The organism is Actinomadura sp. DC4, assembly GCF_030406325.1.
Taxonomy (GTDB): domain Bacteria; phylum Actinomycetota; class Actinomycetes; order Streptosporangiales; family Streptosporangiaceae; genus Actinoallomurus.
This window is the reverse complement of record NZ_JAUEQY010000006.1, coordinates 1-23,982: the sequence shown is the minus strand read 5'-3', so window position 1 is coordinate 23,982 and position 23,982 is coordinate 1. Positions and strand designations below refer to the sequence as shown.

24 protein-coding genes and 2 riboswitches are annotated in these 23,982 nt (G+C 71.1%); of the genes, 18 read left to right on the top strand and 6 right to left on the bottom strand.

All coding sequences use genetic code 11. The features are described from left to right. The first annotated feature begins 18 nt into the window (after positions 1 to 18). A complete protein-coding gene (locus QWU11_RS11480) occupies positions 19 to 876 on the top strand; it encodes a bifunctional 5,10-methylenetetrahydrofolate dehydrogenase/5,10-methenyltetrahydrofolate cyclohydrolase (RefSeq protein WP_290105145.1) in 858 nt (285 codons plus the stop codon). On the opposite strand, the gene QWU11_RS11475 is transcribed toward QWU11_RS11480, so the two are convergent. The 3 genes from QWU11_RS11475 to QWU11_RS11465 are packed head-to-tail and all read right to left on the bottom strand — an operon-like array spanning position 877 to position 3,722. Then, positions 877 to 1,164 (bottom strand): Lrp/AsnC ligand binding domain-containing protein, encoded by a 288-nt coding sequence (locus tag QWU11_RS11475; RefSeq protein WP_290105144.1) that lies wholly within the window; start codon positions 1,162 to 1,164, stop codon positions 877 to 879. Positions 1,165 to 1,218: 54 nt separating this feature from the next. Next, a complete protein-coding gene (locus QWU11_RS11470) occupies positions 1,219 to 1,965 on the bottom strand; it encodes a rhomboid family intramembrane serine protease (RefSeq protein WP_290105143.1) in 747 nt (248 codons plus the stop codon). An 8-nt stretch (positions 1,966 to 1,973) separates the two neighbouring features. Then, positions 1,974 to 3,722: a DEDD exonuclease domain-containing protein gene (locus tag QWU11_RS11465; RefSeq protein WP_290105142.1), complete on the bottom strand. Its 1,749-nt coding sequence runs from the start codon at positions 3,720 to 3,722 to the stop codon at positions 1,974 to 1,976. A gap of 178 nt (positions 3,723 to 3,900) precedes the next feature. Between QWU11_RS11465 and QWU11_RS11460 the strand changes: the two genes are divergently transcribed. The 7 genes from QWU11_RS11460 to QWU11_RS11430 all read left to right on the top strand — a co-directional run bounded on the left by QWU11_RS11460 (position 3,901) and on the right by QWU11_RS11430 (position 11,750). Beyond that, complete coding sequence (locus tag QWU11_RS11460) at positions 3,901 to 5,241, top strand: NYN domain-containing protein (RefSeq protein ID WP_290105141.1); 1,341 nt, start codon at positions 3,901 to 3,903, stop codon at positions 5,239 to 5,241. A gap of 60 nt (positions 5,242 to 5,301) precedes the next feature. Then, positions 5,302 to 5,493, top strand: coding sequence for a hypothetical protein (locus QWU11_RS11455; RefSeq protein ID WP_290105140.1), 192 nt, complete (start codon positions 5,302 to 5,304; stop codon positions 5,491 to 5,493). Between the two features lie 183 nt (positions 5,494 to 5,676). Further along, a riboswitch (cyclic di-AMP (ydaO/yuaA leader) is annotated at positions 5,677 to 5,810 on the top strand. 123 nt (positions 5,811 to 5,933) lie between these two features. Next, positions 5,934 to 6,848 carry a C40 family peptidase gene (locus QWU11_RS11450; RefSeq protein ID WP_290105139.1) on the top strand — a complete coding sequence of 305 codons (915 nt, stop codon included), beginning with the start codon at positions 5,934 to 5,936 and terminating at the stop codon, positions 6,846 to 6,848. A 31-nt stretch (positions 6,849 to 6,879) separates the two neighbouring features. Then, positions 6,880 to 7,860 carry a C40 family peptidase gene (locus QWU11_RS11445; protein ID WP_290105138.1) on the top strand — a complete coding sequence of 327 codons (981 nt, stop codon included), beginning with the start codon at positions 6,880 to 6,882 and terminating at the stop codon, positions 7,858 to 7,860. A 269-nt stretch (positions 7,861 to 8,129) separates the two neighbouring features. Beyond that, positions 8,130 to 8,296, top strand: a riboswitch (cyclic di-AMP (ydaO/yuaA leader). An 88-nt stretch (positions 8,297 to 8,384) separates the two neighbouring features. Beyond that, positions 8,385 to 8,852: a C40 family peptidase gene (locus tag QWU11_RS11440; protein ID WP_290105137.1), complete on the top strand. Its 468-nt coding sequence runs from the start codon at positions 8,385 to 8,387 to the stop codon at positions 8,850 to 8,852. Positions 8,853 to 9,081: 229 nt separating this feature from the next. Continuing rightward, on the top strand, positions 9,082 to 10,419 hold the full coding sequence (locus tag QWU11_RS11435; RefSeq protein WP_290105136.1) for a hypothetical protein: 1,338 nt from the start codon (positions 9,082 to 9,084) through the stop codon (positions 10,417 to 10,419). After that, complete coding sequence (locus QWU11_RS11430) at positions 10,416 to 11,750, top strand: M48 family metallopeptidase (RefSeq protein ID WP_290105134.1); 1,335 nt, start codon at positions 10,416 to 10,418, stop codon at positions 11,748 to 11,750. Before QWU11_RS11435 ends, QWU11_RS11430 begins: the two co-directional genes overlap by 4 nt. A 39-nt stretch (positions 11,751 to 11,789) precedes the next feature. Here the strand turns inward: QWU11_RS11430 and QWU11_RS11425 are convergent, their stop codons facing one another. Then, positions 11,790 to 12,443 carry an acetate uptake transporter gene (locus QWU11_RS11425; RefSeq protein WP_290105133.1) on the bottom strand — a complete coding sequence of 218 codons (654 nt, stop codon included), beginning with the start codon at positions 12,441 to 12,443 and terminating at the stop codon, positions 11,790 to 11,792. Between the two features lie 183 nt (positions 12,444 to 12,626). On the opposite strand from QWU11_RS11425, the gene QWU11_RS11420 reads away from it, so the two are divergent. Beyond that, positions 12,627 to 13,781, top strand: a complete 1,155-nt coding sequence (locus tag QWU11_RS11420; protein WP_290105132.1) for a glycosyltransferase family 4 protein — start codon at positions 12,627 to 12,629, stop codon at positions 13,779 to 13,781. On the opposite strand, the gene QWU11_RS11415 is transcribed toward QWU11_RS11420, so the two are convergent. Then, on the bottom strand, positions 13,772 to 15,532 hold the full coding sequence (locus QWU11_RS11415; RefSeq protein ID WP_290105131.1) for a long-chain fatty acid--CoA ligase: 1,761 nt from the start codon (positions 15,530 to 15,532) through the stop codon (positions 13,772 to 13,774). The two genes, QWU11_RS11420 and QWU11_RS11415, sit on opposite strands and share 10 nt — an antisense overlap. Positions 15,533 to 15,801: 269 nt before the next feature. Between QWU11_RS11415 and QWU11_RS11410 the strand changes: the two genes are divergently transcribed. The 6 genes from QWU11_RS11410 (at position 15,802) to QWU11_RS11385 (ending at position 19,879) form a co-directional block, all read left to right on the top strand. Continuing rightward, positions 15,802 to 16,491, top strand: coding sequence for a copper homeostasis protein CutC (locus QWU11_RS11410; RefSeq protein ID WP_290105130.1), 690 nt, complete (start codon positions 15,802 to 15,804; stop codon positions 16,489 to 16,491). 29 nt (positions 16,492 to 16,520) lie between these two features. Next, a complete protein-coding gene (locus QWU11_RS11405; protein WP_290105129.1) occupies positions 16,521 to 17,288 on the top strand; it encodes a metallophosphoesterase in 768 nt (255 codons plus the stop codon). 45 nt (positions 17,289 to 17,333) lie between these two features. After that, positions 17,334 to 17,768: an SRPBCC family protein gene (locus QWU11_RS11400; protein ID WP_290105128.1), complete on the top strand. Its 435-nt coding sequence runs from the start codon at positions 17,334 to 17,336 to the stop codon at positions 17,766 to 17,768. 89 nt (positions 17,769 to 17,857) lie between these two features. Continuing rightward, positions 17,858 to 18,208 carry a hypothetical protein gene (locus tag QWU11_RS11395; protein ID WP_290105127.1) on the top strand — a complete coding sequence of 117 codons (351 nt, stop codon included), beginning with the start codon at positions 17,858 to 17,860 and terminating at the stop codon, positions 18,206 to 18,208. 13 nt (positions 18,209 to 18,221) lie between these two features. Next, entirely contained in the window at positions 18,222 to 19,169 is a 948-nt protein-coding gene (locus tag QWU11_RS11390) for an ROK family glucokinase (RefSeq protein WP_290105126.1), read from the top strand. An 8-nt stretch (positions 19,170 to 19,177) separates the two neighbouring features. Beyond that, positions 19,178 to 19,879 carry an endonuclease/exonuclease/phosphatase family protein gene (locus QWU11_RS11385; RefSeq protein ID WP_290105125.1) on the top strand — a complete coding sequence of 234 codons (702 nt, stop codon included), beginning with the start codon at positions 19,178 to 19,180 and terminating at the stop codon, positions 19,877 to 19,879. Positions 19,880 to 20,271: 392 nt separating this feature from the next. On the opposite strand, the gene QWU11_RS11380 is transcribed toward QWU11_RS11385, so the two are convergent. Then, positions 20,272 to 20,991, bottom strand: coding sequence for a hypothetical protein (locus QWU11_RS11380; protein WP_290105124.1), 720 nt, complete (start codon positions 20,989 to 20,991; stop codon positions 20,272 to 20,274). A gap of 559 nt (positions 20,992 to 21,550) precedes the next feature. On the opposite strand from QWU11_RS11380, the gene QWU11_RS11375 reads away from it, so the two are divergent. The 3 genes from QWU11_RS11375 (at position 21,551) to QWU11_RS11365 (ending at position 23,859) form a co-directional block, all read left to right on the top strand. Continuing rightward, entirely contained in the window at positions 21,551 to 22,576 is a 1,026-nt protein-coding gene (locus tag QWU11_RS11375) for a 6-phosphofructokinase (RefSeq protein WP_290105123.1), read from the top strand. 93 nt (positions 22,577 to 22,669) lie between these two features. Continuing rightward, positions 22,670 to 23,557, top strand: coding sequence for a hypothetical protein (locus tag QWU11_RS11370; RefSeq protein ID WP_290105122.1), 888 nt, complete (start codon positions 22,670 to 22,672; stop codon positions 23,555 to 23,557). A 38-nt stretch (positions 23,558 to 23,595) separates the two neighbouring features. Continuing rightward, on the top strand, positions 23,596 to 23,859 hold the full coding sequence (locus QWU11_RS11365) for a hypothetical protein (RefSeq protein ID WP_290105121.1): 264 nt from the start codon (positions 23,596 to 23,598) through the stop codon (positions 23,857 to 23,859). The last annotated feature ends 123 nt before the right edge of the window (positions 23,860 to 23,982 follow it).

Sequence of the window (23,982 nt, the reverse complement as noted above, 5' to 3'; positions counted from 1 at the left end):
ACCGCTCAGGAGCAGCCCATGTCCCAGCCCCACACCGCGCGTCTGATGGACGGTGCCCGGCTCGCCCGTGACCTCGTCGAGCGCACCACGGACAAGGTCGCCGCGCTCACCCGCGAGACCGGTACGCCGCCCTGCCTTGCCACCGTTCTGGTCGGCGACGACCCCGCCTCCGTCACCTACGTCCGCATGAAGCGGGCCCGTTGCGAGAAGGCCGGGATCCGCTCCCGCCACGTCGCGCTGCCCGCCGCCACGACGACCACGGAGCTGGTCGGCGCCGTCGCCGCGCTCTCGGACGACCCCGGGGTGCACGGCATCCTCCTGCAGCACCCGGTCGGGCCGCACATCGACGAGCGGGCCGCGTTCGAGGCGATCGCGCCCGGCAAGGACGTCGACGGCGTCACGGCCGCCTCGTTCGCCGCGATGAGTCTCGGGCTGCCCGGGTTCGTCTCGTGCACGCCCGGCGGGATCATGCGGCTGCTGGAGGAGTACGGCGTCGACGCCGCCGGGCGGCACGCCGTCGTGGTCGGGCGCAGTCCGATTCTCGGGCTTCCCGTCGGGATGCTGCTGCTCGCCCGGGACGCCACCGTGACGTACTGCCACTCCCGTACGCGCGGCCTGACGGACATCGTCCGCGAAGCGGACATCCTGGTCGCCGCGGTAGGACGGCCGGAGTTCATCCGTACCGAGGACGTCAAGCCCGGGGCGGTCGTGGTCGACGCCGGTTACAACCCCGGCAACGTCGGGGACGTCGAGGCGTCCGCGCGGACCCGTGCGGGCCTCATCACGCCCGTCCCCGGCGGGGTCGGGCCGATGACCGTGGCCGTCCTGCTCGCCCAGACGGCCGAGGCGGCGGCCCGGGGGCTGGGCACGGAGTGATCAGTCCGAACCCGGCAGGCCCAGGGAGAACGCCGCCTCCAGGTCGTGCTGGGAGTACGTGCGGAAGGCGATGTGGGTCTCGGTGTGCGTCACGCCGTCGACCTTGTTGAGGCTGCCCGGGATGACGTCGGCGATCTGCTCGTACTGGCGCACCCGTACGAGGGCGACCAGGTCGAACTCGCCCGTCACCGAGTAGACCTCGCTGACGCCGTCGAGCCCGGCGATGACCTCGGCGACCTCGGGAATGCGCGAGACGTCGGCCTTGATGAGCACGATGGCGGTGATCACGAGGACCTCCTGGCGATGGTGGACGCGGCGCCGGAAAGCCTAGTCCAGCGCAGGTCACTGCCAGCTCAGGGCCGCCGACTTACGTGCGAAGCCGCCGCGTTTAACGAGCAGGCCGCAGATCATGCCCGCGATGAAGCCGTAGATGTGCGCGACGTACGCCGTCTGGCTCTGGTCGCCCAGGCTGAACCACTGGAACACGAAGAACTGCGCCAGCAGCGCCCACGACGGCAGCCGGAACGGGAACACCGACAGGATCAGCGCGATCGTGCGCGACCGCGGATAGAGGACCAGGTGCGAGCCGAGCACGCCCGCGATGGCGCCCGAGGCGCCGACCAGCGGGGTGAGGGAGTCGGGGTAGGTGAGCGCGAAGCCGTACGCCGCGATCATGCCGACCAGCAGGTAGAAGACCAGGAACCGGAACCTGCCGAGCCGGTCCTCGGTGGCCGCCCCGAAGATGAAGAGGTAGACCATGTTGCCCAGGATGTGCGTCACGCCGCCGTGCAGGAACATCGAGGTCAGCGCGGACAGCCACGGCCGTTTGTGGATCGGCGCGGGGTGGCAGACCTCGGTGATCTCCGCCGGCACCGGCTCCTGACGGTTGTCGATCATCTCCTTGGGCACCGCGCCGTACTTGAGGAGGTACGTCGCCTGCTCGCACTTGCGCTGGGTGTCGGTCTCGCCCCGGTGACCGATGGAGGCGAGTGGCGAGAACATGAAGACGACCACGTTGGCCGCGATGAGGAGGTAGGTGACCAGCGGCGCGCGCCTTGTCGGCTGGTTGTCGTACAGCGGCAGCGCCACTCCTGCTCCTAACGCATCGGCCGACCGGCGCGCTCAACCATACGGGAGTCGTCGCGGTACGCGTCCTCGATCCACTGCCGTACGCTCTCCGCGCCGTGGGCCGGGCAGCTCCACGTGCCGTCCACCTCGACCAGGCGTACGCCGGGGGTGTCGAGCCAGCGCAGCACGCACTCCATCTCCTCGGCGGAGGCCCGTGGGACGGAGCCGAGCCCGGGGCGTACGGTCTCGGCGGTCGCGACGAGCGCCTCCACATAGGGGACGGGATGGGCGTGCGGGGGGACGGAGCCCGCGGCGGCGAGCCGGCCGTGCCGTACGACGTGCAACTCCCAGCCGCCGTCGAACGCGGGCCGGGCCGCGACGAGCTGGGCGATGCCCGCGAGGCTGGTCAGCCGCTGGCAGCGCGCCGCGCCGCGGACGAAGGCGGCCAGGCGGTCGCGGTGGGCCGCCGCCTCCTCGTAGCGCAGCTGCTCGGAGAGCCGCTCGATGCGGGCCCGCGCCGCGGCCACCACCGGACGTACGTCGCCGGTCAGGATCGCGCGGGCGCGCTCCGCGTGCTCGGAGTAGGCCTCGGGGCTCTGCCGTCCCTCGCAGGGCGCGCCGCAGCGCCCGAGCTCGGCGAGCGCGCAGGTGCTCGCGCGGCCGGAGGAGATCACGCGGAGCGTCAGGCGCTGGGTGCACTGGCGCAGCGGCACCGCGTCGTGCACGGCCGCGCGCGCCTCCTCGGCGACGCGGGTGCTGCCGAACGGGCCGAGGTAGGAGCCGCCGTCGTCGCGCACCTCGCGGACGATGGACAGGCGCGGGAACGGATCGGGCGTCAGCTTGAGCCACACGGCGCGCTCGGGATGGCGGGAGCGGCGGTTGTAGCGCGGCTTGTGCGCGGCGATGAGGCGCAGCTCGCGTACCTCCGCCTCCAGCGCGCTCGCGCACACGATCGTGCGCACCCGCTCGGCGATGCCGATCATCTCGCGGACGCCGCGCCGCGTCTCCGAGGCGGTGAAGTAGGACTTGACGCGCGTGCGCAGCCGGCCGCTCTTGCCGACGTAGAGCGGCTCGCCGCGGGAGTCCTCGAAGATGTAGACGCCGGGCGCGGCCGGCACCGCGTCGGCCAGGTGGCGCTTGCGCTTCTGCTCGGGCGTCGGGGCGCGCGAGAAGCTCCGGAGCTCCTCCAGCGACTCCACGCCGAACGCGCCGGCACGCTCCAGCAGCCCGTGCAGCACGTCGACGGTGGCCCGCGCGTCCGACAGCGCGCGGTGGCACGGCTCGGTGGCCGTACGGAAGAAGCGGGCGAGCGTGGACAGCTTGCAGTTGGGCACCTCGTCGCGGGTCAGCAGGCGGCGCGCCAGGTCTGCCGTGTCGATGACGGGCGGCGCGGGCCAGGGCCGCTCCTGCGCCGCGCACGCGGCCTTGAGGAAGCCCATGTCGAACGGCGCGTTGTGGGCCACCAGCACCGCGTCGCGGGCGAACTCCAGGAACGAGGGCAGCACGTGGCCGATGCGGGGCGCGGCGACGACCATCTGCTGGGTGATGCCGGTCAGCACCGTGATGAACGGGGGGATCGGCGTGCCCGGGTCCACGAGCGTGGCGAACTCGCCCAGCACCTCGCCGCCGCGGACCTTGACGGCGCCGATCTCGGTGATGGCCGAGTCGTGGGCCGAACCGCCGGTGGTCTCGAGGTCGACGACCACGAACGTGACCCCGACGAGAGGCGTGCCGAGATCGTCGAGGGTGCCCTGCACCGCAGGGCCGTCGGAGGCCATGGCAGGCACCGTACGGGCGGCCACTGACAATGCCCGCGGGAAGTGCGGCTCATCACCCGCCGCGACGAGGGGTATTCGTGGAGAGATCACCTGCTCCCGGGTGCTGTGCCGTCTACGCTGGGCAACGACGGCGGTACGGGCGACCGGGGGCATGTCGGAGCCCGTGACCGGATCATGCGTGAGGAGAAAGATCATCGACACCGGCCCGGGCGAGCAGCTCGATCAACCGCTGCCAGAGGCGGTGCGGCAGCGCGTGGTCGAGACGGCCGCCGACGTGGTCGGCACGCTGCGAGCGGACGAGGTCCCCGCGCCGCTCCGCCGCGTCGCCCGCTTCGAGCCACGCCGCCGGGCCCGGCTCGCGGCGATGCCGATCGCCGCCCAGCTCGAGAAGGACGATGAGTTCCGCGAGCGCGTCGCGGAGTCAGTGCGCGAGAGCCAGCCCGAGCTCGCCGCCGCGCTCGAGTCCGGAACGGTCCCGGCCGCGGCCGACCCGGTGAACGTCGCGGCCCTGGCCTATCTCATCCGCCCGCCCGGCTGGCCCGAGCGTGTCGAGACCGCCCGCCGCGACCTGGAGCGGTCCGCGCTCGCCGCCGACGAGGCCGAGACGATCCGCAAGGTCGCCGAGCTGCACGAGCAGATCGCCGCGGCGAAGGCCACGCGCTCGGAGGAGATCGACAAGCTCCGCACCGAGCTGCGCGCCTCCCGCGCGGAGAACGCCGAGCTCCGCAAGAAGCTGCACGAGAGCCGCACCCGCGCCAAGCGCGAGCACTCCCGCGCGGAGGAGCTCGACCGCCAGGCGGGGGAGGAGCGGACCGCCGCCACGGCGGCGCTCGCCGCGGCCGAGGCGGAGATGCGGCGGCTGCGCGCCCGGCTCTCCCAGGCGGAGGCGACCGCGGAGAACACCCGCCGGGCCGCGCGCGAGGGACGCAACCTCGACGACACGCGGCTGCGGGTCCTGCTCGACGCGCTCACCGACGCCGCCAAGGGGCTGCGGGAGGAGGTCGGGCTGCCGACCGGCATCACGCGGCCGGCCGACAACGTCGGCGCCGTCACGCCGGCGCGCCCGGGGCACCGCACGCTCCCGGGGCGCGCCCTGGCCGACAGCGACCCGGCCCTGCTCGACCAGCTCCTCATGCTGCCGCAGGTGCACCTCATCATCGACGGCTACAACGTCACCAAGACGGGCTACGGCGACCTCCCGCTGTCCGACCAGAGGTCGCGCCTCATCTCCGGCGTCGGCGTCCTGCACGCCCAGACCAAGGCCGAGGTGACCGTGGTCTTCGACGGCGCGGAGCTGGACGCGCCGGTCGCGGTACAGGCCCCGCGCGGCGTACGCGTGCTGTTCAGCGTGCCCGGCCAGACCGCCGACGACCTCATCGGCCAGCTCGTACGCGCGGAGCCGACCGGGCGCGCGGTCGTGGTCATCTCCTCCGACCAGGAGGTGTGCGACTCGGCCCGCCGCGCCGACGCGCGCCCGGCACCCGCCGCGCTCCTGCTCAGGCGGCTGAGCCGCACCTGAGCGTTTTTGTCGGTGCCCCCTCCTAGCGTCTGTGTCATGACGTCGACACAAGGAGGCATCATGCTCATCGACTGCGAAAAGTGTGAGGTACGCAACGTCGGCTGCGCGGACTGCGTAGTCTCCGTCATGCTCGGCGACGCGGTCGCGCCGATGGAGATCGGCGACAGCGAGCGTCGTGCGCTGGACGTTCTCGCCGAGGGCGGCATGTTGCCGCCGCTGCGGTTGACGATCTCCGATGAGCGCGCCTCGTAGTCGCGCGTGCGCATTCTGTGGCGTCCGTGATGCGAATTGCGAGCATTCCTCGGGAAGCGGTTGTTACCAGGGTGATACTTGACTAGTCTCGCGCCCTGAGTCAGTCGCTCGTTCGTCGCCCCCCAGGCGACGGCGACGGGCTCCCGCCGAGTCGTCACGGCACAAAGGAGAGACCTCCGTTCGCGGTGGTCTCCGTTCTGTCGTGTGAGCCGGGGAACCAGGTTCCAGGGGTGAATCGGAGCGCTGCGGCGTTTCGTAGGGCGACTTCCACGCCCGAATCCGTCAGCTAACCCGGTAGGCGGTCCTTGGGAGAGGGGCGTGCCGCAATCGTGGCAACAGAGCGCAGTGCCGGCAGTCGCGCCGGTGGCTGGCTGCCGAGAGGCAGGGTCGGGCTTCGTGCCTTGGCGACCCTGTGCGTAGCGGCTTCGGCGGCGCTGGTCTTGCCCGTCGGGTCCGCTGAGGCGAAGCCGAAGGCCACGCTGAAGGAGAGCCAGGCCAAGCTCAAAAAGCTGAACTCACAGGTCGACCACCAGGACAACCTGTACAACAAGGTCAGAGAAGAGCGACAGGCCGCTCAGAAGAAGCTCGCGGCGCTGAACAAGTCGGTCGCCGACGACAAGACGACGTACGAGCAGCTGCGTGTCCGCGTGGCACAGCTCGCCGCGTCCGCGTACAAGAGCGGCCAGTCCGGGGACATTCCGAACCTCGTTTCGTCGAGTAACCCTCAGGACGTGCTCGACCAGATCTCGATCTTCACCCAGGTGGCCCGCAACCGGTCGTCCGAGGTGACTCAGTTCCTCAACGCCGCGCAGCTCCTGCAGCGGCAGCAGGCGCAGGCCAAGCAGGCCGCCGCCGACCTGAACTCCAAGCTCAAGTCCGAGCGTTCGCAGCGCGACAAGCTCAAGAAGCAGGCCGCTCAGCAGCAGTCGCTGGTCAACCGGCTCGGCGGCGGCACCAGCAGCAGCGGCGGCGGATCGATCGGCGGCACCTACACCGGTCCGGCCTCCGGCAACGCGCGCACCGTCCTCAACTGGGCGTACAGCAAGCTCGGCACGCCGTACGAGTACGGCGGCACCGGCCCCCGCTACGACTGCTCCGGTTTCGTGATGATGGCCTGGCGCCAGGCGGGCGTCAGCCTGCCGCGCGTCGTGCCCGACCAGTTCAACGCCACCCGCCGGGTCGCGAAGGCCGACCTGGAGCCGGGTGACCTGGTCTTCTTCGATGGACTCGGCCACGTCGGCATCTACGTCGGCGGCGGTAAGTTCATCCACTCGCCGCACACGGGCGACGTCGTCAAGATCACGAGCCTGAGCGGTTACTACACCTCGAACTACTACGGCGCAGGCCGGCCGTAGGGGGTCACGAGTGGAGATGAAGCGTACAACCATGTCCAAAGCCAGTCGTTGGTTCGTCGGCACCGCCGGAGCGGCCGTCGTCGCCGGGCTCTTCATGCCCGCGACTCCCGCGGAAGCCAAGCCCACCCCCTCCCTGAGCGCCGCGAAGAAGCAGCTCGCCACGCTCAACGACCAGGTCGACCAGCTGGCGAACCAGTACAACAAGGCCAAAGAGGACTGGAAGGCCGCTCAGAGCCGCCTCAAGGCCCTGAACTCCAGTGTCACGACCGAGCGGTCCACCTTCGAGCAGCTGCACATCAGAGTGGCTCAGCTCGCCGCCGCGGCCTACAAGTCCGGCGGTGAGGCCGGCTCGGTCCCGGACCTGGTCTCGGCCAAGGACCCCGAAGCCGTGCTCGACCAGATGACGGCCTTCACCAAGGTCTCCAACAACCGCGCCGCCGAGCTCACCCAGTTCCTGGCGTCCGCGCAGCGGCTGGAGCGGCAGAAGGCGCTGGCCGAGCAGGCGGCCGAGCAGCTCAAGCAGCAGAAGGAACAGGTCGACAAGAAGCGCGCCTCGGCCAACTCCGCCATCACGAAGCAGCTGCGGCTGATCGACCGGCTCGGCAGCAACATCGACCCGGGCAGCTCCAAGGCGAACTGCTCGATCCTGGCCACCGGCAAGGCCGAGGCGGTACTCCGGTACGCCTGCGCCCAGCTCGGCAAGCCGTACGTCTTCGGTGGCGCGGGCCCGTCGTCCTTCGACTGCTCGGGGCTGACGATGATGGCCTACAAGCAGGTCGGCATCAACATGAGCCACTATGTGCCGAACCAGTACAGCGCCAGCCGGCACATCTCACGGGCCCAGCTTCAGCCCGGCGACCTTGTTTTCTTCCACGACTTGGGGCACGTCGGCCTCTATGTCGGAAATGGGAAGTTCATTCAGGCGCCGCACACGGGCGATGTCGTCAAGGTGTCCAGCCTGAGCGAGGCATGGTACACGTCCGTCTTCGAGGGCGGCGGCCGACTTCTCTAAAAGAGGCCTAGAACCAACATTCGTAGCGGTGCAATCACACGTTAAGTGATTGCACCGCTACTTTTTTATGACAAAGTTTGCCCATTCGTAGATGTCTTGCTAGCGTGCGAGAAATGTGCGGTACACGCCATGTATCGCACGGTCGGGGTGGATTCTGTCATTCGTGTGTTGTGGAACACGTTACGGGGATGGATTTCTATTTCGGCCTTTCCGAAATGCATCGGTAAGCGGCCAGCCACGGGGACCGCCTGACAACAGGCGCGTCAGGGTGGCCGCGAACGCCGAATCCGCGGGCACGCGGAGCCGGGGACCCAACCGCGCCATGAGCGCGGCCTTCCAGGGGTGAATCGAGACGCCTGTTTCTCAGGCGTGCCGTAGGGCGCGACTTCCAGCCCGAACCCGTCAGCTAACCCGGTAGGCGTCCACGGAAGGAGAGAACCCTGTCTCGCAACCCCTCGACCGCTTCATTCGCGCGTAGGCGCCTCGCCGGCGGAATGCTGGTGGCAGGCGCGATCCTCGCGCCCGTGGCAGTGACGGTCGTGACGATACCGGCGGCGGACGCCGCCACGGTCACACCGATGACGGCCACGGTGGCGAAGCACAAGTCTTGGAGCCAGCGACACAAGGTCGGGTTGACGGCGGTCGCCGTCGCCCGAAAGCAGATCGGCAAGCCGTATCGCTACGGCGGGCACGGTCCCAGCAGTTTCGACTGCTCAGGTCTGGTCCAGTACGTCTACCGAAAGGCCGGAGTACGGCTTCCGCGCACCGCGGACGCCCAGCACAGGCACGTCAAACGGCATGTGAGGTTCACGAACCTCGCCGTCGGTGACCTGGTGTACTTCTACGGCGACGGCCACACCGGCATCGTCTCGAAGGTCAAGGGCAGCAAGGTCTACATGATCCACGCCGCCCACACCGGCACCCGCATCAAACAGGTCCTGCTCAACAGCTACTACCGGCACCATTTCAACGGCGGCGCTCGCCCGTACTGATCCGCCTGACCGAGGCACGATCTGAGGCCCGGGGCCGTCCCCTTACCGGGGATCGTCCCGGGCCGTCCGCCCTTTTCCGGGGCGGATAAAATCCTTTACTGAGAACGACGATAATCGGCTCGATATTTCGGCCCGAATGGCGATGATCGGCGCGGCGAAAGGCCCGCGACGGCCGGCGGATGCCGGAAGGATTCGGGGTCACTCGGCACCGGCGGCTAGGATCGCGCGCATGCCGGCCACGGAGAAGGCGACCCCGCGCGCGACCACGCCGGTCGTCCTGGCGGGGCTGGTCGGCCTGGCGATCGTGGCCGACCTGGTCACCGCGGCCGGTTACCTCACCTCACGCGCGGACCCGGGCCGGCCGGCGGCCCGCTCGGAGCCGGTCGCCGGAGCCCTGCCCGCGCCGAGCGCGGCGACCGTGAACTCCCTGCTCCAGCGGCGCTCCCGAGCGGTCCTGGCCCGCGACCGCGCGGCCTTCCTCGCCACCGTCGACCCGTCGGGCCAGGCGTTCCGTGCCGGGCAGTCGGTGCTCTTCGACAACCTGGCCAAGGTGCCCCTCACGAACTGGAAGGAGTCCCTGGCCGACACGCGTCCCGCGGTGGCCGCGGACGACGGCTGGACGGCCCGGCTGCGTCTCGCGTACCGGATCCGCGGCTTCGACCGCCGCGACCTCGTCTACACCGAGTACCTCACCTTCGACCGGCGCCGCGGCGCCGGATGGGTGATCTCCGGCGACGGCGCGGCGCACGGCCTGCGCGACGACCCGCAGATCTGGAGCGGCGGCGACCTCACGGTCGTACGCGGGCGGCGCAGCCTCGTGCTCGCCGAAGACGGCGCGGGCCAGAACGCCCATGCCCGTACGGCCGAGCTCCACGACATCGCCGGCCGCCTCGACGACGGCGCGGGCATCGTGTCCGGCGTGGTCGGCGACCGGTGGTCCCGGCACGTCGTCGCGCTCGTCCCCGCCACCGAGCAGAAGGCCGAGGCGATGGCCGGGGACATGCGCAACCTCGGTGACATCGCGGCGCTCGCCACCATCACCGGCGACGCCGGCGGCCGGGCGACGGGGGAGGACCGCGTCGTGATCACGCCGACCGCGTTCGGCCGCCTCAACGCGATCGGCCGGCACGTCGTCCTCACCCACGAACTGGTCCACGTCGCGATGGGCGGGGCCCGCGACGCCCGTACGCCGATGTGGCTGATCGAGGGCCTGGCCGACTACGTGGGCTACAAGGACGCCGGCGTCGCGACGAAGGCGGCGGGCCGGGAGCTGGCGGATCTCATCGCCGGCGGCGACATGCCGTCGGCCCCGCCGGGGCGCGCCGACTTCGCGGGCTCGGGGGACCGGCTGTCCGCGGCGTACGAGGAGGCCTGGCTGGCCTGCCGGATGATCGCCGAACGCTACGGGGAGGACACTTTGGTACGGCTCTACCGTACGGCCGAGGCCGAACCCGGTGAGGCGGGCGACCCGCGCGTCGAGGACCGCGCGCTGCGTACGGTCCTGGGCGTCGGTGCGAGCGGCTTCGACGAGCAGTGGCGCGCGTACGTCCGCAAGGAGCTCGCGTGAGCGCCACGGAGGTGGACGAGAGCGAGCGGTCGGCCGCCGCGACGCCGTCACGGCGGCCCGCGGTCATCGCGGCGGTGCTGCTCTGCGCGCTGCTGGTGGTCGTGATCGCGCTGACGACGCCCTGGCATCCGCTGCCGGGCGCGCGGACCGCGCCCGACCCGCGGGCCGACTTCACGCCCGCGCAGATCGCGCGCAGCCACGCGTTCAACACCGACCTGAACCCCCCGGCGTACGGCGGGCTGGTCGCGGGACTCGTGGCGGTGCTCCTGCTCGGCCTGACGCCGCTGGGCTCGCGGCTGCTGGGCGTGCTCACCCGGCCGCTGCGCCGTGCGCCGCTGCGCCTGGTGGGCACGGCGGTCGTGCTCGCGGTGCTCACGCGGCTCGTCGGCCTGCCGTTCGACATGTGGTCCGAGACCGTGCTGCGAAAGTACGGGCTGTCGACCCAGCACTGGGGCGCCTGGCTCACCGACCAGGCGACCTCCCTCGGCGTCACCCTCGTCATCTGGATCGTCGTGCTGCTCGGCCTGCACCTGCTCGTCCGCAGGTTCCCCCGGCGCTGGTGGGCGGGGGCCGCAGTGGGCGGGTTCGTCCTCGTCGGGGCGGCGTCGTTCGGCTATCCGGTGCTGGTCGAGCCGCTGTTCAACTCGTTCCACTCGATGCCGGCCGGGCCGCTGCGCACCGACCTGCTCGCGATGGCGCGAAGAGACGGAGTGCCGGTCGACGACGTGCTCGTGGCCGACGCCTCCAAGCGGACCACGGCGCTCAACGCGTACGTCTCAGGTTTCGGCTCGACCCGGCGGATCGTCGTCTACGACACCCTGCTCGACACCGAACCGCGGCCCGAGGTCGAGCTGGTCGTGGCGCACGAGCTCGGTCACGCCAAGCGCGGCGACGTCCTGCACGGCACTCTCGTCGGCGCGCTCGGGGCGGCGGCCGGGGTCTGTGTGCTCTACCTGGTCATGAGCTCGCCCCGGCTGCTGCGGCGTGCCGGGGCGGAGTCGGCGGCCGACCCGCGGTCGGTCGCGCTGCTGCTCGCCGCGGTGACCGTGCTGACGCAGGCGGCGGCGCCGGTGGAGAACCTCGTCAGCCGCCGCATCGAGGCGCGGGCCGACATGCACGCGCTGGACCTGACCCGGGACCCGGAGACGTACGTGCGGATGCAGCGCTCGCTCAGCGCCAGCAACCTGGACGAGCTGTCGCCGGACGCCCTGGAGTACGCGCTGTGGAACTCCCACCCGACCGGCCCGGAGCGGATCGCCATGGGCCGCGACTGGGCCCGGCTCCATCACCTCACGGTGCCCCCGCCGCTCGCGGGCGGCACCCCGCCGTGACCACGCGATGCGGCGCGGCCACGGCGGGGACGGTGGTCGCTAGGCGACCGGCTGGGCGGTCTTGGCGCCGAACGGCGAGCCGACCGGCAGGGAGATCCGGCCGGGCGTGTTGTTGGCGACGCCGGCAGCCGAGGTGTACCAGGCCACGACGGCGGTCAGCACGCCGATCCACCCACCGAGCTTGACCGTGCCGGCGCTGTGGTTGAAGTTGCCGATGAACAGGACGATCTCGGTGACCTCCAGCGTGAGGAAGACCCCGAAGACCGCGGTGTTGACCTGCGAGGCCATCAGCAGCATGTAGGTGTTGAAGATGGCGAACGCGAGGAGGATCCACCCGAGGTCGTTCTGGATGAGCAGCTCCGGGTCGCCGCCGCCCGCGGCCTTGGCGGCCGCGCCGGCCGTCGGCGCGACGTGCGTGACGTACCAGGCGAGGCCGATCCAGAACCCGCCGTAGGTCGAGAAGGCGGTCGCCCCGAAGGTGTTGCGGTTACGGAACTCCCACATGCCGGCGAGCAGCTGGCAGAGGCCGCCGTAGAAGAACGCGTAGCCGAGCCAGGCGTCGGTACCGTTGGTCCAGTCGGCGTTCTTGGCCGAGAGCAGGAACGTGGTGAGGGCGAAGGCGGCGAGGCCGAGGGGGGCGGGGTCTGCTATCGCCGAGATCGCCGGCGCGGGGGGTTGGGGGGTTTCGGTCAAGGTGGCTTCTCCTAATCCGTGGAGTACTCCCACCGCCGTGCCTCGTCAGGTCCGCGTTGATCTCAGCAGGCCGGGCGGGGTTAGGGCGGCCACATGTGACACCTGTAAAGATTAACGCCCTGTTTCGTTCCGGTCACTGGCCTGGAACCGAAATGTGATCATCAAATCGATTCTGACGGAGCCATGACAAAGACGCTCGTTGTCACCAACGACTTTCCCCCGCGGCCGGGCGGAATTCAGGCGTTCGTCCACAACCTCGCGATACGGCGCCCGCCCGGTTCCGTCCTGGTCTACGCGCCCTCGTGGCCGGGCGCCGACGCCTTCGACGCCGCCCAGCCCTTTCCCGTCGTACGGCATCCGACCCGGCTGATGGTGCCCGTGCCGGCGGTGCTGCGCCGCGCCGCCGGCCTCGTACGGGCCGAGGGGTGTGATTCGGTGGTGTTCGGCGCGGCGGCGCCGCTCGGCCTGCTCGCGCCCGCCCTGCGCCGCGAGGGCGCCGGCCGGATCGTCGGCCTCACCCACGGGCACGAGGCGGGCTGGGCCGCGCTGCCGGGCGCCCGCCGGCTGCTGCGCCGCATCGGGGACGGCGTGGACGTGCTCACCTACCTCGGCGACTACACACGCGGCCGGATCGCCGGGGCGCTGTCGCCGCGGGCCGCGGCCGGGATGCGGCGGCTCGCCCCCGGCGTCGACGAGACGGTGTTCCGGCCCGGGGCGGGCGGTGAGGAGATCCGCGCGCGGTACGGCCTGGCGGACCGGCCGGTCGCCGTGTGCGTCTCACGCCTGGTGCCGCGCAAGGGCCAGGACGCGCTGATCCACGCCTGGCCGCGGGTGCTGCGGCGGGTGCCGGACGCCGCGCTGCTGCTCGTCGGCGGCGGCCCGTACCGTCCGGCGCTCGAACGCCTGCGCGACGAGCTGGGCGTGACCGGGTCCGTGCGGATCACCGGCACCGTGCCCTGGGAAGAGCTCCCGGCGCACTACGACGCCGGGAACGTCTTCGCGATGCCCTGCCGTACGCGGCGGCGCGGCCTGGACGTCGAGGGCCTCGGCATCGTCTACCTGGAGGCCTCCGCGACCGGGCTGCCGGTCGTCGCGGGCGACTCGGGCGGCGCGCCGGACGCCGTGCTGGCGGGCGAGACCGGGCTCGTCGTCGACGGCCGCTCGGTCGCGGCCGTCGCGGAGTCGGTGGCCGACCTGCTGGCCAACCCGGCGGGCGCGGCCGCGATGGGCGACAAGGGCCGCTCGTGGATCGAGCGCGAGTGGCGCTGGACGGTTCAGGCACGGCGCTTCGCCGCCCTCCTGGAAGGCCAGGAGCGCCAGGAGCGGGGTCAGGAGTAGAGCGCCTCGATCTCGGTCTCGAAGTCCTTCACCACGAGGTTCCGCTTGACCTTCAGGGTCGGGGTCAGATGGCCGGTCTCCTCGGTGAAGTCGGCCTCGAGGATGCGGTACTTCTTGATCGCCTCGGCCCGTGACACGGACGCGTTGGTCTCGGCCACCGCGGCGTCGATCTCCTTGACCAGGTCGGGGTCCTCGACCAGCTCGGTCATGGACATGGAGTCCTTGCCGTGCTGTTCCTTCCACGGCCCGACGGCCTCGGGGTCGAGGGTGATCAGGCAGCCGACGAACTTACGGCCGTCGCCGACGACCAGGCACTGGCTGATGAGCGGGTGGGCGCGCAGGCGGTCCTCCAGTGGCCCGGGGGCGACGTTCTTGCCGCCGGCGGTGACGATGAGCTCCTTCTTGCGGCCGGTGATCCTGAGGTAGCCGTCGTCGTCGAGCTCGCCGATGTCACCGGTGTGGAACCAGCCGTCGTCGAGGGCCTCCTTGGTGGCCTCCTCGTTGTGCCAGTAGCCCGTGAAGACGTTGGGGCCCTTGGCCAGCACCTCACCGTCGTCGGCGATGCGCACCGAGGTGCCGGGGATCGGCTTTCCGACGCTGCCGATGCGGTTGTCGGCGGGCCGGTTGACCGCGATGGGCGCGGTCGTCTCCGTCAGGCCGTACCCCTCCAGGATCGTGATGCCGACGCCGTTGAAGAAGTGGCCGAGGCGCTCGCCGAGCGCGGCGCCGCCGGACACGGCGTGGGTCACCCGGCCACCGACCGCGGCGCGCAGCTTGGTGTAGACGAGCCGGTCGAAGACCGCGTGCTTGAGCCGCAGCCCGAGGCCGGGGGACGCGGCCCGGCTGTAGGCGATCGCGGTGTCGGCGGCGATGTGGAAGATGCGGCCCTTGCCGTCGGCGGCGGCCTTCTGCTCGGCCCCGTTGTAGACCTTCTCGAAGACGCGGGGGACCGCCAGCAGGAACGTCGGGCGGAACGACTCCAGGTCGCCGACGAGGTCGGTCAGGTCCGGCGTGTGGCCGAGCGTGACCCCCGCCTCGACGCAGCCGACCTCGATGAGCCGCGCGAACACGTGCGCGAGCGGGAGGAACAGCAGAGTGGAGCCGTCGGCGAGGTCGAAGACCTCCGCGAGGGCGCCCTCGATCGTGTTGCGCGCGGTGGCGAGCAGGTTGGCGTGGGTGATCTCACAACCCTTCGGGCGGCCCGTGGTGCCCGAGGTGTAGATGACCGTCGCGAGGTCGGATGAGGTACGCGACGCACGGCGCTCCTCCAGATCCGTCTCCCCGGGAGTCTCGGAGGGCAGGTCGTCCATCCGCCAGACGTGCGCGAGGCCGGGCAGCTCGCCTCGTACGGAGGCCACCGCCTTCTCGTGCTCGTCGCTCTCGATGAAGATCGCCTTGGCGCCGGAGTCGCCGATGATCCACTCGATCTGCGACGCCGAGGAGGTCTCATAGATCGGCACGGTCACCGCGCCGGCGGTCCAGATCGCGTAGTCGGCGACCGTCCACTCGTAGCGGGTGCGCGACATGATCGCGACCCGGTCGCCCGGCTCGACGCCGGCCGTGACGAGCCCGCCGGCGACGCGGGAGACCTCGTCTCCGAACTCGCGCGCGCTCACGTCGCGCCAGCCCGCGCCCTCCTTGCGGCGGAACACGGTCCGGTCCGGCTCCTCGGCGGCCCGGGAGAACAGCGTCTCGGTCAGATTCGCCGAATCGGCGATCGCCACCTGCGCGGGAACGCTGAACTCACGCACGAATTCTCCTCTTTCGGGCACGGCGTCAGGGCTGCACGGACGCTACCGCTTCTACTTACCGATCGGTAGCCTTCGGCGGGTGACGCGTCTCGCATTTCTTCTTATCACCGGTTGACGCACTCGTTCACCACGGCCGCGTCATGCTGGAAGGGCGGTCGGCATGGCGTCCCCAGCATGGCCTGCCCGGACAAAGACCAGGTCAATCCGGTCCGCGTGGGTCCCAGGCGCCGCGAGAATGTGCGCTCGTCCGCTGTGAACCGGGGAGGAAGATGTCGCTGCTCGAGGTCATAACGCAGACCGAGGCCGACGCGGAGGCCGCCGAGGCGGGCGGCGCCGACCGGATCGAGGTCGTGGCGGACGTACGGGCCGGTGGGCTGTCGCCCGATCCGTGCACCGTCGCCGTGGTCCGCCGTGCCACGTCACTGCCCATGCGCGTCATGCTGCGGGCCAAGACCGGCTTCCGTACGACCGGCCCGGAGCTGGACCGGCTGCGGCGCGCGGCGGGCGAGCACGCCGAGTGCGGCGCGGACGGTTTCGTCTTCGGCTTCCTGAGCGCGACCGGCACCGTCGACGTCGCGGCCACGATGAAGCTCGCCGACGCCGTCGCGCCGCTGCCGTGGACGTTCCACCGCGCCGTCGACAACGCCGCGTGCCTCGACTCCGCGTGGGCGGCCATCGCGGACCTGCCCGGCCTGGACGCGGTCCTGTCCGCCGGGTCGCCGCGCGGCGTGGAGGCCGGCATGGCGGTGCTGCTGCGGCGAACCGCCTCGCACGCGTCGCTCGTGCTCGCCGGCGGCGGCCTGCGGCGCAAGCACGTGGCCGTGCTCGTCGCGGCCGGAGTGGACGCCTTCCACGTCGGCGCCGCCGTCCGCCGTGCGGGCGTCTCCGGGGTCAACACGGTGGACGCCGCCCTCGTACGGGACTGGCGGACGCTGGTCGACGCGTCGCCGTGCGTCTGAACGCCGCGGGTCCGGAATAGGGTTTGCCCATGCGGGTTCATGTGGTGAGTGACGTTCACGGGCGAGTGGACGCGCTCGCCGGTGCCGGCGACGGAGCCGACGCGCTGGTGTGCCTCGGCGACCTGGTTCTCTTCATCGACTACGAGGACCACGGGCAGGGCATCTTCGCCGACCTGTTCGGCGAGCGGAACGCCGACACGTTCATCTCGCTGCGCACCCAGAAGCGCTTCGAGGAGGCGCGGGAGTTCTCCCAGGGGCTGTGGGCCTCCCTCGACGGCGAGCCGCGCGCGCACATCGAGGCGGCGGTCCGGCGGCAGTACAAGGCGCTGTTCGCGGCGATGCCGGAACCGGCCTACCTCACCTACGGCAACGTCGACATCCCGCACATGTACGCGGAGAACCTCCGCGAGGGCCACCGGGTGCTCGACGGGGAGACGGCCGAGATCGGCGGCCTGCGGTTCGGCTTCGTCGGCGGCGGGCTGCGCACGCGCTACCGCACGCCCTACGAGGTGGACGACGAGACCTACGCCGCGAAGGTCGCGGCCGTCGGTGCCGTCGACGTCCTGTGCTGCCACATCCCGCCGGCCGTACCCGAACTCCTGTACGACACCGTCGCGCGGCGCTTCGAGCGCGGCAGCGAGGCGGTGCTGGCGGCGATCCACGAGACCCAGCCGCGCTACGTGCTTTTCGGCCACGTCCACCAGCCGCTCGCCCGCCGGATGCGCATCGGCCGCACCGAGTGCGTCAACGTCGGGCATTTCCGCGCTCGCGGCGCTCCCTACGTCCTGGAGTGGTAACGACTACGCTCCCGGAAGAAAATGTGCCGACGAAAGGACGTGCTGATGGCGGATCGGACGAGTTCGAGCATCACGATCAACGCCTCCGCGCCTGAGGTGATGGCGGTCATCGCCGACTTTCCCGCATACCCTGGATGGGCCGAGGGCATCACCGCCGCCGAGGTCGTCTCGACGGCCGAGGACGGGCGGGCCGACCAGGTGCGGATCACGTTGGAGGCCGGGCCGATCAGGGACACCTACGTCCTGGCCTACGACTGGGCCGGCGACGACGCGGTGCACTGGAACCTCGCCGAGGCGGGCACGATGCTGACCGGCATGACCGGGGCATACCGCCTCGCCCCGGCCGATGGGAGCACCGAGGTGACCTACGAGCTCGCGGTCGACGTGCGGATCCCGATGATCGGCATGGTCCGGCGGAAGGCGGAGAAGCGGATAATCGAGACGGCTCTCAAAGGGCTCAAACGGCGCGTCGAGGCATAGACCGTGACAGTTGACCCCGCTTCTGCGCGCCACGGACGCCTCCGAGGCGGTACCGTCTCACGTCGAACGATTAGGTAGATGATGACTCCATGAGTGAACAGCCAGCATCGGTGCTGTTTGAGGCCGTACGCCTCGCCGAGACGCTGCGTAAGAAGATGAGCGGCGGCGCGGCCTCCGGAGACGTGTGGAGCGAGGCGACGAGTGACGCCTGGGGCGAGCACATCGCGACCGGCGCACCGGAGTGCCGGTACTGCCCGGTCTGCCGGGCGATCGCGGCCTCGCGTACGTCGGGTCCCGACGTCGTCAGCCACGTGATGTCGGCCGGCGAGTCGCTCTACGCGGCGGTACGCGAGGCGGTGGCGGGGTTCGAGCGGACGCGTCCGCCGCGCCAGGAGCCGGGCGAGGAACCGGCCGACGGCGGCCGGCCGCACAGCGACTAGGGGGCCCGCGTCGATGACGCTCACCATTGGAGTGGATGTCGGCGGCACCAAGGTCGCCGCCGGAGTGGTCGACGACCGCGGCCGGATCATCGAGAAGCTGCGTCGCCCGACGCCCTCGACCAGCCCGCACGAGACCGCGGCGGTCATCGCCGAGGTCGTCGACATCCTCAAGGGAAAGTTCGACGAGGTCGAGGCGGTCGGCCTCGGCGCGGCGGGCTTCGTGGACGAGAGCCGGTCCACGGTGCTGTTCGCGCCCAACCTCGCCTGGCGCGACGAGCCGATCAAGAAGAAGGTCGAGAGTCAGGTCGGGCTGCCGGTCATCGTCGAGAACGACGCCAACGCCACCGCCTGGGGCGAGGCCAAGTTCGGTGCCGGGCGCGGTGAGGACCACATCACGCTCATCACCCTCGGCACCGGCATCGGCGGCGGCCTGATCATGGACGGCGAGCTCTACCGCGGCCGGTTCGGCATCGGCGGGGAGTTCGGCCACTTCCGTGTCGTGCCCGACGGGCGGCGCTGCGGCTGCGGCAATCGCGGCTGCTGGGAGCAGTACGCCTCGGGCAACGCCCTCGTGGCCGAGGCCCGCGAGCTGGCACGGGTGTCCCCGGCACTGGCCGGGCGGCTGCTCGAACTCGGCGACGGTTCGCCGGAGGGCATCAGCGGCCCGGAGATCACCGAGGCGGCGCGCGGCGGCGACACGGCGGCGCTGGAGTGCTTCCGCAGCGTGGCCGTCTGGGTCGGGCAGGGCATGGCCGACCTCGCCGCGATCCTGGACCCGGGTGCGTTCATCATCGGCGGCGGCCTGTCGGAGGCGGGAGACCTCCTGCTTCACCCGGCCCGCGCCGCCTTCGAGAACGCCCTGACCGGCCGGGGCCACCGCGTCTTCGCCGACATCCGGATGGCCGAGCTGGGCCCGGACGCCGGCATCGTCGGCGCCGCGGACCTGGCGCGTCTGCGCTGAGCCCGCCCTTGGCGACGATCCGGCTGCTGAGCTACAACATCCGGTCGATGCGCGACGACCGCGCCGCGCTGGCCCGGGTGATCCGCCGCCTGGAGCCGGACGTCGCCTGCGTGCAGGAGGCGCCGCGCTTCGCGTTCTGGCTGCGCAAGCGGCGGTGGCTGGCCCGCAAGACGTCACTGGGCCTGGCGGTACGCTCCAGGCCCGCGGGCCTGGAGCTGTACGCCGGGCCCCGTACGGCCCTCCTGCACCGGCGGCACCGGCTGCTGTCGCCGGTGCCGGGCCTGCACCGCCGCGGGCTGGTGCTGGGCCTGCTGGAGGTCGGCGGCGCTCGGCTGGTGGCGGCCAGCGTCCACCTGGACCTGGCCGACCGCCCGCGCCTGCGGCACGCGGAGGAGATCGCGGCCGAGCTGGACGAGGCGCGGGAGCACTTCCAGGCGCCGGTCGTGCTGGCGGGCGACATCAACGAGGAGCCCGGCGGGGCGACGTGGGACTTCCTGGCGAAGCGCTTCAGCGACGGCTTCGCGACCGCGCCGTCCGGGCAGGGGGCGACCTACAGCGCCACCGTGCCCCTCACCCGCATCGACGGCGTCTTCGCCGACTCCGGGATCGAGATCGTACGCTGCGGCGTACCCGACGAGCCGGAGCTTCTGGCGGACTATCCACTCGCCACCGACCACCGCCCGCTACTGGCCGAGCTGCGCGTCCGCTGAGGGGCCTTGTCGTGGGCGTGCGTCGACCTTGATGCCCGGCCGGCGGTCTGGACCGTCAGCATGATGGTGGGGTTCGAGGACTCGCGCAGCAAGGCGAGCGCCGCCACGGCCGTCATGGCCGCTGGACCGGGCGGCCTCCTCGACCGTCGGCTCGTGCCCTGCGGGCGGCGATGTGGACGCCCCGAGCCGGCCGTACGGGCCTCTTCCTGTGCTTGCAGGAGGGGGTGGCGGCCGGTTACGCGAACCTCGCCCAGGCTTTCGGGGTCGGCCGGCGCGGCGTGCCCGTGGTAGCCGGCCGGGCCGGCGGAGGGCGGCCGGGCCGGCGGGCCGCATCCCGGCCCGAGGGACCGAACCCGGGCGTGACGGATTTCTTCCGCCCTGGCCCCGGGCCTTCAGACGACGGCGCCGTCGTCGTCCTCCGGGGGTTCGTCGCCCATGCGCAGCACCAGGGCCACGAAGCCGCCGATGAAGGCCGCGACCGCGGCGAACGCCGCCCAGCTCGGCACCTCCCAGCTCAGGAATACCGAGGCCACCAGGTAGACCGGGCCGCCGAGCAGGGCGATCCAGGCGAAGCGTGTCATCGCGTCGGGCTTGGGCAGCGGCGGCGGGGGAGGAGGGATGAAGTGGTCGTCGTCATCGTCGTCGGTGGCGGGCTTGACGACGCGGGCCGTCAGCGTGAGCTCCCCGGTCGACTCGCCCGGCGGCTCCTCGGCGGGTTCCTCGGTGGTTTCGTCGGGGGTCTCGTCGATGTTCTCCTCGGCCGGCCACGGCGTCTCGCCGGTGGCCGAGGGGCGGTCGAAGGACGCGACGATCTCGGCGAAGATCTGGTCCTCATCGCGCGAGGCCGCGTAGTCGGCCCGCAGCTCGGGCAGCCGGGTCTCCAGGATCTCCTCGGCCGCAGACTTGGCGCTCGCGTCGGCGTACAACCGGTCCGTCGGCTCCTCCGGCAGGCGTACGTCCAGGTAGCCCCCGGTCTCGCCCGGCGCCGGCACCGCGTACGCGGCGATGCCCGCCTCCCGCAGCGCGGCCAGCATCGCGTCGGCGAGCTGCGGTGTCAGGTCGGCGAGTGGCACGTAGGCGTCCGCCGTGAGTCCGTTGCCGCGCCGGCTCATCGGCCGGATCCCCTCTGCGTGAGGCCGGAGCCGCCGCACGACGCGCCCGTATCCTCCGACCGGACGCCCGGCGTGAACGCCATGGCGCCTCCCCTCGAACTCCCGTCGACCGACGCCTCTGATGAGCCTACGGCCGGAACAACTCTGATTGGCCAAAAGGTTGCGGCTGCGGATGGTGGGCGATGCGGGTCCCGGGTTGGGAAGATGACCATCATCTCTCAGTTCGGTCTCCGGGCGTACACCTGAGACGGGGTGGGAGGGTGTTTTACCGGCCGTCAAGGGGGGTCCTGCCCCTATTCTCCACCAGGCCGGTGCCGGCGTCCCATGCGAACCGGCGGTTACGGTACGGAGGCCGTGAGGCGGCCGTCCGCCGAACCCGTCTGGCCCGGGGTGTACGGATACCGGACGGTAAGGGGGATCTCTTCGTAGTGGGCTGATGGGGACCACTTTTATCCGATATGGTCTAGACCAATCGCGGTCTCATGCGTGATGCCGCATCCACAGTCTCCTGGCCATTACTCTTGGTCGGGTCAGTCCCATGGTTCGAAGAGGAGTTGGCATGCGTGTCGGAGTGCTGACCGGCGGCGGTGACTGCCCCGGCCTGAACGCCGTCATCCGCGCAGTGGTCCGCAAGGGCGTACAGGTCTACGGATACGAGTTCGTCGGCTTCCGCGACGGGTGGCGTGGTCCCCTCGAGGGGGACACCCTTCCGCTGGACGTGCAGGCCGTACGTGGCATCCTGCCGCGCGGCGGCACCATCCTCGGCTCGTCGCGTACGAACCCGGTCAAGATCGAGGGCGGCGTCGAGCGGATCAAGGACAACCTCGCCGGGCTGGGCGTCGACGCGCTCATCGCCATCGGCGGCGAGGACACCCTCGGGGTGGCGCGGCAGCTGCACGACCGCGGGGTCAAGGTCGTCGGCGTGCCGAAGACGATCGACAACGACCTCAACGCCACCGACTACACGTTCGGCTTCGACACCGCGGTCAACATCGCGATGGAGGCGATCGACCGGCTGCACACGACGGCCGAGTCGCACCACCGCGCGCTGATCTGCGAGGTCATGGGCCGCCACGCGGGCTGGATCGCGCTGCACGCGGGCATGGCCTCCGGCGCCAACGTCATCCTGATCCCCGAGCGCCCCTTCGACATCGAGAAGGTCTGCGGCTACGTCGAGAGCCGCTTCAAGACGCGCTACGCGCCGATCATCGTGGTCGCCGAGGGCGCCCACCCGGCCGACGGCCAGATGGACACCCAGAACCAGGAGCTCGACGCGTTCGGCCACGTGCGCCTGGGCGGCATCGGCGAGCGCCTGGCCGCCGAGATCGAGAAGCGCACCGGCAAGGAGGCCCGTACGACGGTCCTCGGCCACATCCAGCGCGGCGGCACCCCGACGGCGTTCGACCGTGTCCTGGCCACGCGTTTCGGCCTGCACGCCATCGACGCCGTGCACGACGGCGACTTCGGCAAGATGGTCGGCCTGAACGGCACCGACATCAAGCGGGTGGACCTGAGCGCGGCCACGGACGAGCTCAAGACCGTCCCGGCCGAGCGTTACACCGAGTCCGAGGTCTTCTTCGGCTGAGCACCTCTGTCGTCCGAGACCCCCGCCATCTCCGGCGGGGGTCTCGCGCGTTTTACTCCCCGTATACGGTCGGCTACCGTTAGTATTACCTGCGTGCCGACCCGTGAGCATGAGATGTGGATCGAGTTCCTCCGCAGGCGCCCGGCGCTGGCGGCGGACCTGGTGGAATGCGTCCGGTCGGGACTCATGCCGGCCTGCACCGAGGCCCGGCTCGAGTCCGGCGACCTGAGCGAACACACACCCGCGTCGTACCACGCGGACGCCGTGATCACCGTCGGCGGGGGAGACCGCGAGCTGGCCGTGATCGTCGAGGTGCAGTTACGTTCGGACCGGCGCAAGCACTACAGCTGGCCCGCCTACGTCGCCACCGCCCGCGCGCGTTTGGGCCGCCCGGCCCTGCTCCTGGTGATCTGCCTGGAGAACGGCGTCGCCGAGTGGGCACGCCGGCCGATCGAGCTGGGCCATCCGGGGCTCGTCCTCACACCGCTGGTGCTGGGCCCGAAAGAGGTGCCCGAGCTGACCACCCCGGACATGGCGGTACCCGAACTCGCCGTCATGTCGGCCGTGGTCCACGGAGCCGGACCCAACGGCGCCAAGGTTCTCGCCGCGATGCTCGAGGGCATGGAGAAAATAGAGCCTGACCGGGCGCAAGGTTATATTGATGAGGTGCTCGCCGTGCTCCCAGAGACGGCCAGCGAGCTTCTGGAGGCGATGTTGGAGACCCGGGCGCGCGAATACAAGAGCAACTACGCCCGCCGCTACTACGGCGAAGGCATCGTCGAGGGCGAGGCCAGGGGCGAGGCCAGGGGCGAGGCCAGGGGCGAGGCGCGCGCGTTGCTGGCCGCGCTGTCGGCTCGTGAAATCGAGGTGCCGGAGGCGGCGCTGGTTCAGATCCGTGAGTGCACCGATCTTGAGCAACTGGACGCCTGGGTGCGGCTCGCCGCCACGGGCGCCTCGGTCGAGGAGCTGTTCGGCCGATGAGGCACACCGGGTGCGTGCGCCGACTCTAGGCCGCCTTCATGAGCGCCGGAGCCGGTAAGTACAAGAGCGACTTCGCCCGCCGCCATTACGAAATGGGGATGGCCGCGGGGATGGCCGCGGGAATGGCCAAGGGGACAGCGAGGGTGCTGTTGATCGTGTTGTCGGTGCATGGGATCGAGGTGTCGGAGGAGGCGCAGGTCCGGATCAGTGAGTGCCCTGATCTCGAGCAGTTGGAGTCGTGGCTACGCCTCGCCGTCACCGTCGAGATCGACGCCCTCGAGGATCTCCTCGGCTCGGCCTAGTACTACATCCCTAGATCTGGATGACCTGGAGGCGTAGGCGTCGGCGGAAGTGGCTTCGGCGGGCTCTGGCTTGATGTTCGCGGCGGATGATCGACCAGTGGAGGCCCTGGTCAATGGTCTGGT

Coding starts and splice junctions, on each gene's coding strand:
- QWU11_RS11480 (WP_290105145.1), top strand. CDS start 19: ATGTCCCAGCCCCACACCGCGCGTCTGATGGACGGTGCCCGGCTCGCC.
- QWU11_RS11465 (WP_290105142.1), bottom strand. CDS start 3,722: ATGGCCTCCGACGGCCCTGCGGTGCAGGGCACCCTCGACGATCTCGGC.
- QWU11_RS11455 (WP_290105140.1), top strand. CDS start 5,302: ATGCTCATCGACTGCGAAAAGTGTGAGGTACGCAACGTCGGCTGCGCG.
- QWU11_RS11445 (WP_290105138.1), top strand. CDS start 6,880: ATGTCCAAAGCCAGTCGTTGGTTCGTCGGCACCGCCGGAGCGGCCGTC.
- QWU11_RS11435 (WP_290105136.1), top strand. CDS start 9,082: ATGCCGGCCACGGAGAAGGCGACCCCGCGCGCGACCACGCCGGTCGTC.
- QWU11_RS11420 (WP_290105132.1), top strand. CDS start 12,627: ATGACAAAGACGCTCGTTGTCACCAACGACTTTCCCCCGCGGCCGGGC.
- QWU11_RS11410 (WP_290105130.1), top strand. CDS start 15,802: ATGTCGCTGCTCGAGGTCATAACGCAGACCGAGGCCGACGCGGAGGCC.
- QWU11_RS11405 (WP_290105129.1), top strand. CDS start 16,521: ATGCGGGTTCATGTGGTGAGTGACGTTCACGGGCGAGTGGACGCGCTC.
- QWU11_RS11400 (WP_290105128.1), top strand. CDS start 17,334: ATGGCGGATCGGACGAGTTCGAGCATCACGATCAACGCCTCCGCGCCT.
- QWU11_RS11395 (WP_290105127.1), top strand. CDS start 17,858: ATGAGTGAACAGCCAGCATCGGTGCTGTTTGAGGCCGTACGCCTCGCC.
- QWU11_RS11390 (WP_290105126.1), top strand. CDS start 18,222: ATGACGCTCACCATTGGAGTGGATGTCGGCGGCACCAAGGTCGCCGCC.
- QWU11_RS11380 (WP_290105124.1), bottom strand. CDS start 20,991: ATGAGCCGGCGCGGCAACGGACTCACGGCGGACGCCTACGTGCCACTC.
- QWU11_RS11375 (WP_290105123.1), top strand. CDS start 21,551: ATGCGTGTCGGAGTGCTGACCGGCGGCGGTGACTGCCCCGGCCTGAAC.
- QWU11_RS11365 (WP_290105121.1), top strand. CDS start 23,596: ATGAGCGCCGGAGCCGGTAAGTACAAGAGCGACTTCGCCCGCCGCCAT.